The sequence below is a fragment of the Pseudoduganella sp. RAF53_2 genome, assembly GCF_052113985.1.
Classification (GTDB): Bacteria; Pseudomonadota; Gammaproteobacteria; order Burkholderiales; family Burkholderiaceae_D; genus Rugamonas.
Genome location: NZ_JBFRDW010000056.1, coordinates 1 through 15,529, shown reverse-complemented (window position 1 = coordinate 15,529; position 15,529 = coordinate 1). Strand labels below are relative to the sequence as shown.

Sequence of the window (15,529 nt, the reverse complement as noted above, 5' to 3'; positions counted from 1 at the left end):
GCACCGCGATCACAATCGCCAGCACCACGCCCGATTCCAGAAGCTGGTTGCGGAAGGCGGTGTCGATGTCATCCATGTAGACGCCGGTGACCATGTCCCAGTCCCACGGTTTATAGCTGGTGACGCGGCTGACTTTCGAGACCGGCTCGGTTTCGCCGGGCCGCGCCCAGTAGTAGCTGACGAAACCTGCGCCTTCGGTGCTGGAGCCGATGCGGACGATGTCCTTGTAAAGGTAATTCCCTTTCGGGTCCTTAAACTCCAGCATATTTTTGCCATCATTTTCCGGCTTGGTCGGGTTCATGACCGCGATGCCGTCGCCGGAAACAATGCTGATATAGCCATCTTTCGCGTAGCGCATGTTCTTGACGGCGGCTTTGGCGGCTGTCTGCGCGGCTTCCTTGGTCACTGTGCCCGCAGCGACACGGTCGCCGTACATCTTGACCACATTGAGCGCCGCATCGTCCACATTGGAGAGGTCGGCCAGCCGCTCATCGATACGCAGCTGGCGCATCTTCACCGCGTCGTAGATGAAGATGGCAGCGATGCAGAGCAGGCTGCACAAGAGCGGAATCCACAGCTTCTGCCGGAAGGACAGCTGGTTCATGGTCGTCTCCTCGTTTTTGAGAAGAGCATACCCGCCTATCAGCAGAAGCTGGAAAAAATCGCGCCAAGTGTTGCGTCGCTGCTTAATCGATATCGACGACCAGCTTGCCGCGCGCACTGCCGTCCTGCAGGGCTACGTGAGCCTCGTTGGCTTGCGCCAGCGTGAAGCGGCGCGGGTCGAGGCTGATCTTCACCTTGCCCTCATCCACCAGGCGTGCCGCTTCGCGCATGATGGCGCCATGCTGGGCGCGGCCTTTGGCCGAGAGGAGCGGCAGCAAAGTGAATACGCCGGAGTAGGTCGCGGCACGGAAGGACAGCGGCGCCAGCGCATGCGTGCCCCAGCCCAGCGCACTGACCACATGGCCGTGGTACAGGCGGGCGGCACGGAAGGATGCGTCCAGTGTGGAGCCGCCAACGGTGTCGAACACGATGTCGAAGCCTTCGCCGCCGGTGTGCTGTGCCACATAGTCGTCTACGGTTTCCGCGGTGTAGTCGATAAAGGTGGCGCCGTAGCCCTCAATCACGGCGCGGCTTTGCGGCGAGCCGGTGGCCCAGACTTCGGCGCCGAAGGCACGGGCGATCTGCACAGCCATGTGTCCCACGCCACCCGCGCCGCCATGCACCAGCACTTTCTTGCCTGCGCTGACACGGGCGCGGTCCACCAGACCCTCCCATGCGGTGATGAACACCAGCGGCATGGCGGCCGCCTCGCGCATGCCGGCATTGCGTGGCTTATGGGCCAACAGGGCCGCATCGGCCGCCTGGTATTGGGCCAGCGAGCCCTGGTTGCCGCCTACACCGCCCGTCATGCCGAAGACTTCATCGCCGGGCTTAAAGCCGGTGACGCCCTCGCCCACCGCTTCCACCACACCGGCCATATCGATACCGAGAATGGTATTCAAGGGCATTTGCGCGTGGGCGGCTTTGCCCGCGGCGATTTTGCCGTCCAGCGGATTCAGGCCGCTGGCGTGGACGCGGACCAGCACCTGGCCAGCGGCGGGTGCGGGACGCTCTACTTCGCTCAGAGTCAGTGGCTGGCTGTGGGCGGTGAGGATCATTGCTTTCATGGTAAGGCTCCGGTGATTTGTCGATGGAGCCAGTGTAGGCAGGACCTGCCGCGGAAAAAACCGGGCTGGAATGCAAACAGTATCCAGAAAACGTGGATAATCCCCCGCATGGACAGACTCGATGCAATGCGCGTGTTCTGCGCGGTGGTGGAAGCGGGCGGTTTCAGCCGGGCGGCTGAGCGGCTTGGCATGTCCACGTCCTCGGTGACTGCGCAGGTGGCGGGGCTGGAGACACACTTTCGCGTCAAGCTGCTGCATAGGACTACGCGCAGCATGTCGCTCACCGGCGAGGGCCGTGCGTGCTATGAACAGGCTTTGCGCCTGCTGGCCGATATGTTCGAGCTCGAATCGAGCATGCACGATGCGGCTGACACGCCCAGCGGCACGCTGCGCGTCGACATGCCGGGGCTGATCTCGCGCCTGTACGTCGCGCCGGCCCTGCCGCGCTTTCTGACGCAGTATCCGCAGATTATGCTGCGCGCCACGGCCAGCGACCGCATGGTCGATATGGTGGAGGAAGGCGTCGATGTGCTGATCCGCATTGGCGAGGTGGCCGATGCGAACCTGGTGGCGCGCCCCTTGATGCAGACGCGCTTTGTCTGCTGTGCTTCACCGGATTTCGTACGCGAGCATGGCGCGCCTGCTTCACCCGCCGAACTGGCGGACTTCGCCTGCCTCGGCTTCGTACTGCCCAAGTCACGGCGCCTGCGTCCCTGGGTATTCTCCGGCGCGGAAGCCTTTACGCCGCAAGGCCGCGTAGCCTTCGACCATGTGGACTCGCTGCTGGAGCTGTGCAAAGCAGGCGGCGGCATCGCGCAATTCATGTCGCTGTCGGTCGCCGAGGCTTTGCGCAGCGGTGAGCTGGTGCCGCTGCTGGAAGAATGGCAGGCGGACGGTCCCGTCGTCCACGCCCTATACCAGCAGCGCCAGCAACGCGCCGCGAAAGTCCGGGCTTTCGTGGACTTCGCGGCCTCGCTGTTTGCTTAACGCTTTTCGCTATCGAGCACGGACATCTGGTGCTCGTTGTAGCGCGTGCCTGCCACGGCATGCGCGGGCATCGCCAGTCCCAGCGCATTCAGATCGGCGCGCGTCAGATTGACGGTGGTTGAACCCAGCGCTTCCTGCAGACGCTCGCGGGTACGCGCGCCGACCAGCGGTACGATGTCCTGCCCCTGCGCTGCGACCCACGCAATCGCCACTTGCGCCACACTCACGCCCAGGTCGTTTGCGATTTCGCGCAGCCGCTCCACCAGGGCCAGATTGCGGTCCAGGTTCTCACCCTGGAAGCGCGGGCTGGCCAGGCCGCGGAAATCCTGCTCGCCTTCGCGCTGCTTGCTCCAGTGGCCGCTGATCAGGCCACGCGACAGCACGCCATAAGCCGTGATGCCGATGCCCAGTTCACGCGCGGTTTGCAGCACGCCGTTCTCGATGCTGCGCGAGATCAGCGAATACTCGATTTGCAGATCGCTGATCGGATGCACCTTGTGCGCGCGGCGCAGCGTGTCGGCGCCGACTTCGGACAGCCCGATGTGCTTCACGTGCCCCTTCTTCACCAGATCAGCAATGGCGCCGACGGTATCCTCGATTGGCACGTTCGGGTCGAGACGCGCAGGACGATAGATGTCGATGTAATCCACACCAAGACGCTGCAGCGAGTAGGCAGCGAAGTTCTGCACGGCTTGCGGACGAGCGTCATAACCAACCCAGTTGCGGTCCGGGTCGCGCAGCGCGCCGAATTTCACGCTGATCTGCGCCTGCTCGCGGCGGCGGCCTTTCAGCGCTTCACCCAGCAGCATTTCATTGTGGCCCATGCCGTAGAAGTCGCCGGTGTCGAGCAGGGTAGCGCCGGCGTCCAGCGCGGCGTGGATCGTGGCGATGCTTTCGGCGCGGTCGGCGGGGCCGTAGAAATCGGACATACCCATCAGGCCGAGGCCCAGTTGAGCGACTTCAGGACCGGTTTTGCCAAGTTTGCGGGTTTGCATTTGTGATCTCCAGGGGGGGGTTTCGATGGAGGTCATTGTGCTATTATCGATTGAGGTAATAAATACCGATATTCCTACATCTTTATTCGGCGCAATATAACAATGGACCAGATCCGCGCCATGCAGATTTTCCAGGCCGTGGCCGATGCACGCAGCTTCACGCAAGCGGCCGAACAGCTCGATCTGCCGCGTCCCTCCGTCACGAATGCCGTGCAGGCCATCGAACAGCAGCTCGGCGTGCGCCTGCTTCAGCGCACCACGCGCAAGGTGAGCCTGACCGTGGAAGGCATGCTGTATCTGGACCGCTGCCGCGCGCTGCTGAATGATCTGGAAGACATCAATTCGCTTTTTCTTGAGGCGGGACGCAAGCCGTCCGGCACGATCCGCGTTGACTTGCCGGAGCGGACGGCGCACCTGAGCGTAATTCCGGCGCTGCCGGAGTTCTTCCGCCAATACCCCGAGATCAACGTGCGGCTTGGGTCGAATGACCGCATATCGGACATTGTCGGCGAAGGTATCGACTGCGCCGTGCGCGGCGGCACACTGCGCGATTCCACGCTCATCGCGCGGCCACTGGGCCTGATGGAGCAGGTCAATATCGCTTCTCCCGCCTATCTCGCCGAGCACGGACGCCCGCAAACGCTGGACGATCTGCACTCGCACCATGCGGTCAGTTTCTTTTCGTCGCTGACCGGGCGCGATATGCCTTGGGAGTATGTGGACGAACAAGGCGTCGAACAGACGATGACCATGCGCAGCCGCGTTTCCGTCGGCAGCAGCGAGGCTTACGTGGCCGCCTGCCGCGCGGGMTTAGGCCTGATCCAGATCCCGCGCCGCGGCATCGAGCCCTTGCTCGCATCCGGCGAACTGGAGGAAGTCATGCCCGCCTTCCGCCCGTCGCCCATGCCCCTCTCCATCGTCTACTCCCACACCCGCCAGCTCTCGCCGCGTGTACGTGTGTTCGTCGACTGGCTGGCGGCTCTGCTGACGGCCGGTTAAGAAGCGGCCAGCTGCGCGCGCAGGGCTTCGGTGGCGGGACCGCGTGGGTTCAGCGCGTTGAGCTTGGCGAGGAGCCTGGTCGCTTGCGTCAGATTACGCTGGGCGAAGGCGTCTGCGCCGGCGGCGCGGAAGTCTTCGGCGAGGGCGGTGGAGGCGGATTCGATGCGTGCGGCCTCGCTTGGCGCCGTGTCGATCAGGGTGCTCAGATAAGTCACGGCCCACTGGATGCGGGTCGAAGGGCCAACCGACAGGCGCCAGGCCTGTTCGTAAGAGGCCAGCATGCCGGCCGCGTCGCCACGGCGCTTGGCGCTGGAGGCCAGCGAGAGCATGAAGTAGTACGGCGAGTGCGAGCGCGGTGCTTCCGCTTGCAGCAGGGCTTCGGCATCGGCGAACAGGCCGGCGTCGTTCAGGGCGCTGACGGCGGTATTCACCAAAGTGTGACGGCCGTAGCGGTCATCGACTTCAGCCAGCGACGCATCAACCCGCGAGCGCACCAGCGCTGGCAAGCCTTCTGCGGCATAGCCCATGCGGCCCATGCGCATTTGCAGGCGTACGGCAGCCAGGCGGTCCGGCACGCCGAGCCACATATCGTCAGCCCACACTTGAGCGGCTTGCGCCAGCGCGGTCGCCAATTCGGCGTGCTGCGACGTGGCGGCGCGCACCAGCTGGTGGCCGCTATTGGTGAAGATGTCCATGTTCGCACGCGCCAGCGCGGCATCGCAGAATACACGCAGCAGGAATTCGGTGGCGGAAGCATCGGGCACGCGGCCGGCTTGCGCCACTAGCGCGTGCAGGCGCAGGCGGTCGGACGCATTCGAAATTTGCTGTGCAGCGGCAGGCGCTTCGCCCGTTACGGCGGCGGAAGCCAGCTGCGACAGGGTAGTCAGCGTGACGCCAAGATCGCGCGCGCCGAGCAGCACGCCTTCGTCGGTGTCCCAGGAATAGTTGGACAGAAGAGTCCATTCGGCGGGCGACAGCACGCGCGTGCCATCCAGCGCGGCGGACAGCGACTCGGCAGCGGTAAAAGCGGCAAAGCGCGCCGCCATCAGGGCTTCGGTGAATTGCTCGCCATCGAGTTCACAAGGCAGGCGTGTGATCTCGGCGCCGTCCGGACGATACAGGACCAGGGTCGGGTAGCTGCGCAGCTTCAGGCGCGCGGCCAGTTGCTGCGCGCCGGGTGCGTCACCGTCGATCTGCACGCAGACCAGGCTGCGCGTGGCGCCGACGAATTCATCACGCGCAAAGATCTCGGACTTCACGCGATTGCACGGCGGGCACCAGACAGCGCCCCAGTACAGGAACACAGGACGGCCGGCAGACTGGGCCAGCGCTTGCGCGGCTTCGATGCCGCCTTCAACCCACTCGATCGCGCCCGCCATCGCTTAATCCCGCGCCATGGCCAGGAACTCGGTGCGCATCGCCAGGTTCGGCTGCAATTCGCCCAGCATGGCAGAGGTCACCGTTTCTTCGCCCGGCGTCCGGATGCCGCGGCTTTCCATGCACAGGTGGCGGCACTTGAYGATCACGCCCACCGCTTTCGGGTCCAGTACCTGCATCAGCGCTTCGGCGATCTGCATGGTCATACGTTCCTGCACCTGCAGGCGGCGCGCGAAGCAGTCCACCAGGCGGGTCAGCTTGGACAGGCCAACGATCTTGCCGTTCGGGACGTAGCCCACGGTGGCCTTGCCGAAGAACGGCGCCAGGTGATGTTCGCAGTGCGAGTACACCGGGATGTTCTTCACCAGGATCAGCTCGTTGTACTGCTCGGCGCCATCCTCGAATGCCTTCAGCAGGTCCACCGGATTCTGCTCGTAGCCGGCGGTCCACTGCTTCCAGGCCTTGGCCACGCGGTGCGGCGTTTCGTGCAGGCCTGGACGGTCGGGGTCCTCGCCAATGCTTGCCAGGAAGCGGCGCCAGTCTTGTTCGGTGAATTCTGCGTTGTTGGACATGATGAGAGCTAGCTGAAAAATTCAAACAGGGCGACAGTATAGCGGCATTCGCCCGTGCTTACCGCGGACTGGCCGGTTGGCGCGGATCAATTCGGAGGCAATGGAAACACCCGGCGGAACCTCGGGGAATTCATCTTCCGGCCCGAACCAGCGCGCCTCGGCAATCTCGTTCGGGTCGACGCGGATGTCGCCGGACAGGTATTCGGCCGTGAAAGCGATCATCAGCGAGTGCGGGAAAGGCCAGCTCTGGCTGCTGAAATATTTCAAGTTATGCACTTTCAGGCCCACTTCCTCTGCCACTTCGCGGTGCACCGCCTCTTCGATCGATTCGCCCGCTTCCAGGAAGCCCGCCAGCGCCGTGAAGCGCTTGTAAGGCGACTGAGCGTGCACCGCCAGTAGCACGGAATCGCCTTTTTTGATCAGCACCATCATGGCCGGCGAAATGCGCGGATACGCCGTGTGCCCGCAATTCGGGCACTTGAAGGCGCGCTCGCCGGGCGTGTGCGCCATCGGCGTCGCGCAGGCGCCGCAGTAGCGATGCGTGCGCGCCCATTCGGCAATTTGCACAGCGCGGCCGGCCAGGCCGAGGAAACCGTCGTCGATGCTACCGAACAGGGAACGCAGGCTGCGCCATTCGCAGGATGAGTCTGGTAGCGTTTCGTCTTCGGTCCAGGCGATCTGGCAATAGCGGCCATTCCACATGCCCAGCGGATGCACGCGCTCGGGCGTCAGCTCAAGCGGCGGCGTTTCAGGCAGCGCCAGCGATTCGGTATGCAGCAGCAGGCGGTGACCGTGGAACACGAAAGTCAGCGGTGCGGGATGATTTTCGGCCCGCAGCAGGGGCGTAAAAGTAGACGGAGTCTGTAACATTCTCGACAAATATGAGAAATGGCCGGGATCCCTATCTTACAGTCTCCCGGCTTTGCCGATGCAAGCGTTGCCGAAATGGCGCTAAGTCTTTGTTTTCATATCAAGATTTACGCCATTTTTTGACAGTTTTTCCCCAAATCAACACCAGCCAGATTAAGATAATGTTGCTGCTAGGAGAGAAAAACATATGCCGACCCTTATTTCAACACTGACAACTGACCTGATCGCTGTACTTTCGACTTCCCAGATCTCTGCGCTATCGACCGCAGAAATGGCGGAGTTTTCGACCTTGCAGCTCGGAGTGTTGAATAGCGACCAGATCCAGGCGATTACGACGCAGGACCTGCGCGCGCTCAATACCAACCAGATCGCCTACGGTTTCGGCACCAAACAGGTGGCAGCACTCAGCACAACGCAGTTGGATGCGCTGACCTCTCTGCAGTTGAATGCAATGAGCGGCACCCAGATTTCGGCACTGGGCTCCGATGGCATTACGGCGCTGCGCACCAATGTGCTGTCGGCACTTGGCACCAGCCAGTTCAGCGGTCTGAATACGGCACAGATTGCAGCAATCACTACGGCACAATCGAGCCAGCTGGCCACACGTCAGGTGGCGGCAATGACTTCGGCTCAGCTGCGTGCCATGGGCACGGAAGATCTGGCAGTCATGGCCAGCTTCCAGCTGAACGCGCTCAGCAGCGATCAGGTACGTACGCTCTCCTCCGACCAGATCGTGGGCCTCGGCACGGCCCAGTATGCGGCAGTTGGCACGCGCTTCCTCGCGTCGCTGACCACGGCCCAGCTCGCAGCAATGGAAACCGATGACCTAGCAGCATTGCGCACGGTGCAGCTGGCGTCCATGGCCGCCGAACAACTCGCCGGCCTGACGACCGACCAGATCGTCGCACTGACGACGGCTCAGTCCTCAGCATTGACCACGCGCCAAGCCAGCTTCCTCAGCTCGGCTCAAGTGGCCGCATTGGAAAATGGCGACCTGGCAGCCATGAATACCGCCGCGATTGCCGCTCTCTCCACCGCAGCAATCGCAGCTCTGGGCACGTCCCAGGTGCAGGCGATAAAGACGCAGCAGCTGACCACGCTGAGCAATGCCCAGCTGGCAGCTATGACGACCGACCAGATCGCCTCCCTGAACTCGGCACAAGCTGGCGCGCTGAAGACCAGCCAGATCAACCTGCTCAGCTCGGATCAGATCGCTGCGCTGGGAACGGCCGGCTTTGCTGCGCTCAAGACCAACCAGATCGCAGCGCTGACGACCAGCCAGCTGAGCAGCCTGGACACCAGCTTCATTGCCGCCCTGACCACTCAGCAGGCCAGCGTGCTGACCACCAATCAGATGGCAGCTCTGACCACCGCGCAGGCGGCTGCGCTGGAAACCAGCGATTTGCTCGCGCTGAAAACCCATCAGCTCAATGCTCTGAACACGGCGGACATCGCCGCGCTGGGTACCGACCAGCTCAGCGCGCTGAATACCCAGCAAGTCGCCAACCTGGGCACGCAACAGGTCGCCGCGCTGAGCACCGACCAGATCGTCGCACTCACCAGCCTGCAAGCGGCCAACCTGACGACACGCCAGATGGGCGCGCTCGGCACCGCACAACTGGCAGCCATGGAAACCCAGGACTGGGCTGCCMTGAAGTCGAACCAGTTGGCGGCCCTGTCCACCCAGCAAATCGCTGCGGTGACCACGGCTGAAATCGCGGCGCTGTCCAGCGCACAAGCAGTTGGCATGGGCACTGTCCAGTTCGCTGCACTGAGCACGGACCAACTGGTGCAGCTGTCGTCGGCCGCCTTGCGCGCCCTGAAATCGCATCAGATCGGCGCGCTGAGCAGCGCGGCCATCGCCGCCCTGACGACCGACCAGTTGGCTGCCCTGACGACTGCCCAGGTCGGCATGCTGAACAGCGCGCAAATGACTGCGCTGACCACCGACCAGATCGTCGCCCTGAGCACAGCCCAGGCCGCAGCATTGAGCACCCGCCAGATCGGCAATCTCAGCACGGCGCAACTGGCCAGCCTCGAAACGGCTGACTTCGCAGCACTGAACACGGCGCAGCTGGTGGCGATGGGCACCGCAGGCGCTTCCGCCCTGACTACCGATCAGCTCGGCGCACTGCGCTCGGCACAAGCTGCCGCACTCAGCAGCGCCCAGCTGGCTGCGCTGAGCAGCGATCAGCTTCTGGCGCTGTCCAGCGCATCCCTGATTGCACTGAAGAGCCAGCAATTGGCTGGTCTGACGACCTCCCAGGTTGCCGCACTCCGTACTGACCAGATTGCGGTCTTCAATACCCTGCAAGTACCACAGCTGGGCACTCAGCAAATCGCTTCCCTGACCACGGACCAGGTCGTGGCGCTGACGACGGCGCAAGTGGGCGCCCTGAGCACCCGCCAGATGACTGCGCTCGGCAGCGACCAGTTGAATGCGATGGAAACCCAGGACTGGGCGGCGTTGAAGACCAACCAGATCGCGAGCCTGAGCACCGCGCAAATTTCCGCGCTCGGCACCAACCTGATCGTCGCGCTGACCACGGCACAGGCCGCGGCCTTGGGCACCCAGCAGTTGGCGGTGTTCTCCACCGATCAGCTGGCAGCAATGGAATCGTCCGACTTCGCCGCTCTGAAATCGCAGCAGCTGGCAGCACTTGGCACCGCCTCCGTGCTGAGTCTGTCGACGAGCCAGATCGGCGTGCTCTCCACCGCCCAGATCGCGCAACTGACCACGGCCCAAATCGCCGCGCTGAGCACGGCGCAGATTGCCGCGCTGACTTCGCAGCAGATGGCTGCACTTGGCACCGTGCAGATGGGTGCATTGACCAGCGATCAACTGAATGCCATTGAAACCCAGGACTTCGTCGCACTGAAGAGCCAGCAGCTGAATGCGCTGAACAGCGCCCAGGTTGCCGCGCTTGGCACGTCGGAACTGGCTGCGCTGACCACACTGCAAGCCGGTGGCCTCAGCACGTCCGTCATGTCCGCGCTGGGAAGCGACCAGATCAATGCCTTCACCAGCAGCGACCTGCTGGCACTGAAGAGCAGCCAGCTCAACGCCCTGACCACCGATACGCTGGCAGCACTGTCCACCCGCCAGCTGGCAACTCTGAGCACGCTGCAAATGAGCGGTCTGAACAGCCGCCAGGTGCGCGCCCTCACCACTGATCAGATCGTCGCCCTGAGCAGCGCCCAGCTGGCAAACCTGGTCACTGCACAGATCGCAGCGCTGAGCACCGACCAGGTCAACGCGATGGAAACCAGCGACTGGGCCAGCCTGCGCAGCAATCAGATCGCGTCCATGACCACGGCACAGATCGCTTCGCTGGGCACCAGCCTGATCGTCGCTTTGACCACGGCACAGGCCGCAGCATTGACCACCCTGCAAATCGGCGCACTGAGCACTGACCAGCTGGCGGCCATGGAATCGTCCGACTTTGCTGCGCTGAAGAGCACGCAACTGAGCGCTTTCGGCACTGGCGTGATCGCCTCCCTGGGCACGGCACAGATTGCCGCCCTGACCACGGCCCAGATCGCGCAACTGAGCACGGCGCAAATCGCGTCCCTGACTACCGACCAGGTGAGCGTTCTGGGCACCCAGCAAGCCGCCGCGCTGACCACGGCACAAGCCGGCGCCCTGCAGACGGTGCAACTGACCGCGTTGAGCACGAAAGATGTCGCCGCCATGCGCAGCGACCAGATGAATGCCTTCGGCACGGCACAGATCGCCAGCCTGTCCAGCGACCAATTGCGCGCACTGACCACGCTGCAGATTGCCAACCTCGGCACGAACCAGGTTGCCGCACTGAATAGCGATCAACTGAATGCGCTGGAAACCATCGACCTCACGACGCTGCGCTCGCAACAGCTGGGTGTGCTGTCTACCGCCAATATCGCCGCATTGGCCACTAGCCAGCTGGCAGCGATGGGCACGGCTCAGGTTGCAGCCTTGAGCACACGCCAAACCCGCGCACTGACATCCGACCAGATCGTCGCCCTTGGCACTGCGCAAGTTGGCGCGCTGGCGACGCAGCAGGTTGCGGCTCTGACGACCGATCAGATCGCAGCAATGGAAACCGTCGATTTCGCCGCATTAAAATCGGCGCAGGTCGGCGTTCTGGCGACCGCTCAGATCGCAGCCTTGACCACCGACCAGATCGCCGCACTGAACAGCGCGCAGGCCGTGGCGCTCAACTCGCGCCAGGTACAAGCCTTGAGCACGGACCAGTTGCTGGCTCTTGGCACTGCGCCGCTGGCCACGCTGAACAGCACCCAGCTGCCGGGCCTGGCTACCGCCTCGATCGGCGTGCTGACCACGCGCCAGGTTCAGGCGCTGGGCACGGCCCAAATCACTTCGCTGTCGGTCAACCAGGTCAAGGGCTTGAACACCGATCAGCTCGTTGCCCTGACGACGGCGCAAGTACGCAGCCTCGCCAGCCAGCAGTTGGCCGCGCTGTCGACTGACCAGGTCAATGCACTGGAAACCATCGACTGGGCCGCATTGAACACAGCACAGATCACCTCGTTCACCACAGCCCAGATCGCTTCGCTGAACACGGCCCTGATCGTCGCCCTGACCACTGCCCAGGCTGCCGCGCTGACAGCCCAGCAAGTGGCGGCTTTGTCTACCGACCAGCTCGCAGCAATGGAAGGCGTGGACCTGGCGCAGCTCAAGTCCAACCAGATCGGCGCGCTGAGCCCGGCGGCGCTGGCGACTCTCGGCACGGCCCAGATTGCGGCCATGACGACCACCCAGCTGGCAACGCTGAGCACCGCGCACATCGCTGCCCTGACCACGGACCAGATCGTTGCTCTCAATAGCCAGCAAGTTGCCGCGCTGGGCACCCTGCAAGTGGGCGCCCTGCAAACCGACCAGCTGGTTGCGCTGGATACGGCGGACTTTGCTGCGATGAGCTCGCAGCAATTGAACGCCCTGAGCACGGCACAGGCCGCAGCATTGGACAYGGCCCACATCGCCGCCCTGACCACCCTGCAAATTTCGAACCTGGGCACGCGCCAGTTGTCCGCGCTCAGCAGCGATCAGTTGCAGGCGCTGGAAACCGTTGACCTCGCATCGCTGAAAACCAATCAGCTGAACGCGCTTGGCTCGGCCGGCATCGCCGCCCTGACCACGCGCCAGGTGCAAGCACTGACCACTGCCCAGCTGCAAGGCCTGACCACCGCCGAAGTGGCGGGCATGGGCACGGACCAGATCGTCGCGCTGACCACAGCCCAGGCCGCAGCATTGACAACGGCGGAAGCAGCCGCGCTTGGCAGCGACCAATTGGCCGCCATGGAAACAGTGGACTTCGTCCGCCTCGGCACGCAGCAGATCGCTTCCCTCAGCACGTCCCAGATTGCCGCGCTCGACAGCGCGCACATCAGCGCACTGGAAACCCTGCAAGTAGGCGCGCTCAGCACGCGTCAGCTGGCGGCCCTGGATACTTCGCAAATCCAGGCGCTCTCCACCGCAGCCATTGGCGCGCTGAAGACCAGTCAGCTGCCGGGCCTGAGCACGGACGATATCGGGGCCCTCAGCACCAAACAGGCGGCGGCCATTCCGACCGCCTTGCTGGCAGGCTTCAGTACCGCCCAGATTGGCGCCCTTGGCACCGCCCAGCTCGTCGCACTGAGTTCGCTGCAAGCGTCCAGCCTGACCACGGCCCAGATCGCCGCATTGAATTCCGACCAGATCGCCGCGCTGGAAACCCAGGACTTTGCGGCCCTGAAGTCGCAGCAGATCGCCGCGCTGGCTACCTCACAAGTCGCCCAGCTCGACACTGCCCACATCGCAGCGCTGARCACGCAGCAAATCGTGGCGCTCAGCACCAGCCAGATCAAGGCGCTGGGAACCGACCAGGTGCAGGCAATTGGCACTGCAGCGCTGGCAGCACTGACCACGCTGCAAGTGGCGGGCCTGTCCAGCGACGACCTGGGTGCACTGTCCACGCGCCAGGTTCAGGCAATGACCACGGCGCAGCTCGCAGCGTTGAGCACAGGCCAACTGCAAGGCTTCGGCAGTGCGCAAATCGTGGCGCTGACCACCGCCCAGGCAAATCATCTGACCACCCAGCAGCTTGTCGCCTTGAGCAGTGACCAGCTGGCAGCGCTTGAAACGGTTGATCTCGCCGCGCTGGCCAGCCAGCAAGTGGCTGCCTTCAGCACCCTGCAAGTCTCCGAACTGAGCACGGCGCAGGTTGCTGCGCTGACCACGCTGCAAGCCTCCAGCCTGAGTAGCCGTCAGTTGGCGGCACTGGACACCAACCAGATCCGTGCACTGAGCACCGCCGATGTGGCGGCGCTGAAGACCAGCCAGATTCTGGGCCTCAGCACCGACGCCGTGGCTGCACTCGTCACCGCGCAATTGGCGGCACTGAATACCGCTCAGTTCGCAGCGCTGAACACCGCGCAAATCCAGGCGCTGGGTACGGCACAGATCACGGCGCTGAATTCTCTGCAGATCAGCAATATGACCACGGCTCAGATTGGCGCTCTGAGCACCACGCAGATCGCGGCGATCGAAACGCGCGATTTCAACGCCTTCAAATCGCAGCAGATCGCTGCCCTGACCACCAGCCAGCTTTCCGCTCTCGACACCGCCCATGTGGTGGCGCTGGCCACGGCACAGATGGGTGCTTTCAGCTCGGCTCAGCTCGCAGCATTTGGCACGGACCAGATCGCAGCACTGGAAACGGCTGACCTCGCGGCATTGCGTACCGACCAGGTGCAAGCCCTGGGTACCCAGCAGCTCGACGCCCTGTCCAGCAAGCAGGTGCAAGGCATGGGCACTGCCCAGATTGCTGCACTGACGACAGCTCAGTTGCACGGCCTCGGCAGCGATCAGCTGGTGGCACTGTCCACGCTGCAGGTGAGCAATCTCAGCACTACCCAGCTGGCTTCGCTCGGCAGCGATCAACTGGCCGCGCTGGAGACCGTCGACTTTGCTGCGCTGAAGACCCAGCAAGTCAACTCGCTCACTACCGCCCAGTTCGCATCGCTGGACACCGCCCACATTGCGGCCTTGTCCACACTCCAGATGAACAACCTTGCGACCGCTCAGCTGGCAGCTCTCGGCACCAGCCAGGTGCAGGCGCTGGAAACGGTGGACCTGGCGGCACTGAAGACCAACCAGATCACCGTGCTGAACAGCGACCAGATTGGCGCCTTGAGCACGCAGCAAATCATCAGCCTCGGCACTGCCCAGGTCGCGGCGCTGGGCACGGCCCAGCTGTCCGGCCTGTCCACGGCACAGGTCGCGGCATTGAGCACGCAGCAAGTGTCCAATCTGGGCACCGCCCAGTTGGCTTCGCTGAGCACCGATCAGATCGGCGCAATGGAAACCCAGGATGTGGCTGCGCTCAAGACCCAGCACATTGCAGCGCTGGGAACCCAGCAGCTGAACGCGCTCTCCAGCAACCAGATCGTGGCCCTGACCACTCTGCAAATTGGCGCCCTGAGCAGCACGCAAATCGCCAATCTGGCCACGGCCCAGATCGCCGCGCTCGAAACGGTCGACCTCGTCGCCCTGAAAACAGGACAAGTGCTTGCCCTGACGACGGACCAAATCGCTTCGCTCGGCACGACGCAGGTACAAGCACTTGCCACGGCCCAGATCGCCGCGCTGTCCAGCACCCAGCTGAATGCGATGACCAGCAATCAGATTGTTGCGCTCACTACGCTGCAAGTGGGCAGCCTGGCCACGGCACAGGTCGCCACGCTGAGCACGGCACAGATCGCTGCCCTGGAGCTGACCGACTTCGCCGCGCTGAAGACTCAGCAAGTGGCAGCGCTCACCACCAGCCAGGTAACTTCGCTGGGCACCGCACAGATCGTCGCCCTGACCACGCTGCAGATGGGTGCGCTTGGCACCGCGCAGCTGGGCGCGCTGTCCACCGATCAGATCCAGGCGATTGAAGCCGTTGATCTTGCCGCCTTGAAGACGGTGCAAGTGGCATCGCTGTCGACCAGCCAGATCGCTGCAATCACGACCGATCAGCTGCAAGCCATGGGTACGCTCCAGATCGGCGCCCTGACCACGGCGCAAATGTCTGGC

General features: G+C 63.6%; 9 protein-coding genes. 3 read left to right on the top strand and 6 right to left on the bottom strand.

The features are described from left to right. Window positions 1-604, bottom strand: a 604-nt coding sequence (locus AB4Z11_RS05685; RefSeq protein ID WP_442023305.1) for a cache domain-containing protein, incomplete at its 3' end; no start/stop codon positions are given. Between the two features lie 82 nt (window positions 605-686). Continuing rightward, window positions 687-1,670: a zinc-dependent alcohol dehydrogenase family protein gene (locus tag AB4Z11_RS05680; RefSeq protein ID WP_442023303.1), complete on the bottom strand. Its 984-nt coding sequence runs from the start codon at window positions 1,668-1,670 to the stop codon at window positions 687-689. A gap of 108 nt (window positions 1,671-1,778) precedes the next feature. Between AB4Z11_RS05680 and AB4Z11_RS05675 the strand changes: the two genes are divergently transcribed. Then, complete coding sequence (locus AB4Z11_RS05675; RefSeq protein ID WP_442023301.1) at window positions 1,779-2,657, top strand: LysR family transcriptional regulator; 879 nt, start codon at window positions 1,779-1,781, stop codon at window positions 2,655-2,657. Here AB4Z11_RS05675 and AB4Z11_RS05670 read toward each other — a convergent pair. Continuing rightward, complete coding sequence (locus tag AB4Z11_RS05670) at window positions 2,654-3,652, bottom strand: aldo/keto reductase (protein WP_442023300.1); 999 nt, start codon at window positions 3,650-3,652, stop codon at window positions 2,654-2,656. The genes AB4Z11_RS05675 and AB4Z11_RS05670 overlap by 4 nt on opposite strands. Before the next feature lie 102 nt (window positions 3,653-3,754). On the opposite strand from AB4Z11_RS05670, the gene AB4Z11_RS05665 reads away from it, so the two are divergent. Next, complete coding sequence (locus AB4Z11_RS05665) at window positions 3,755-4,651, top strand: LysR family transcriptional regulator (RefSeq protein ID WP_442023298.1); 897 nt, start codon at window positions 3,755-3,757, stop codon at window positions 4,649-4,651. Here AB4Z11_RS05665 and AB4Z11_RS05660 read toward each other — a convergent pair. The 3 genes from AB4Z11_RS05660 to nudC are packed head-to-tail and all read right to left on the bottom strand — an operon-like array spanning window position 4,648 to window position 7,470. Beyond that, window positions 4,648-6,030, bottom strand: a complete 1,383-nt coding sequence (locus tag AB4Z11_RS05660; RefSeq protein WP_442023296.1) for a thioredoxin family protein — start codon at window positions 6,028-6,030, stop codon at window positions 4,648-4,650. The two genes, AB4Z11_RS05665 and AB4Z11_RS05660, sit on opposite strands and share 4 nt — an antisense overlap. 3 nt (window positions 6,031-6,033) lie before the next feature. Beyond that, window positions 6,034-6,600 carry a GTP cyclohydrolase I FolE gene (gene folE, locus AB4Z11_RS05655; protein WP_442023295.1) on the bottom strand — a complete coding sequence of 189 codons (567 nt, stop codon included), beginning with the start codon at window positions 6,598-6,600 and terminating at the stop codon, window positions 6,034-6,036. Window positions 6,601-6,621: 21 nt separating this feature from the next. Then, window positions 6,622-7,470 (bottom strand): NAD(+) diphosphatase, encoded by an 849-nt coding sequence (gene nudC / locus AB4Z11_RS05650; RefSeq protein WP_442023293.1) that lies wholly within the window; start codon window positions 7,468-7,470, stop codon window positions 6,622-6,624. 187 nt (window positions 7,471-7,657) lie between these two features. Here nudC and AB4Z11_RS05645 point away from each other — a divergent pair. Continuing rightward, window positions 7,658-15,529, top strand: a 7,872-nt coding sequence (locus tag AB4Z11_RS05645) for a beta strand repeat-containing protein (RefSeq protein WP_442023291.1), incomplete at its 3' end; no start/stop codon positions are given.

Coding starts and splice junctions, on each gene's coding strand:
- AB4Z11_RS05680 (WP_442023303.1), bottom strand. CDS start 1,670: ATGAAAGCAATGATCCTCACCGCCCACAGCCAGCCACTGACTCTGAGC.
- AB4Z11_RS05675 (WP_442023301.1), top strand. CDS start 1,779: ATGGACAGACTCGATGCAATGCGCGTGTTCTGCGCGGTGGTGGAAGCG.
- AB4Z11_RS05670 (WP_442023300.1), bottom strand. CDS start 3,652: ATGCAAACCCGCAAACTTGGCAAAACCGGTCCTGAAGTCGCTCAACTG.
- AB4Z11_RS05660 (WP_442023296.1), bottom strand. CDS start 6,030: ATGGCGGGCGCGATCGAGTGGGTTGAAGGCGGCATCGAAGCCGCGCAA.
- nudC (WP_442023293.1), bottom strand. CDS start 7,470: ATGTTACAGACTCCGTCTACTTTTACGCCCCTGCTGCGGGCCGAAAAT.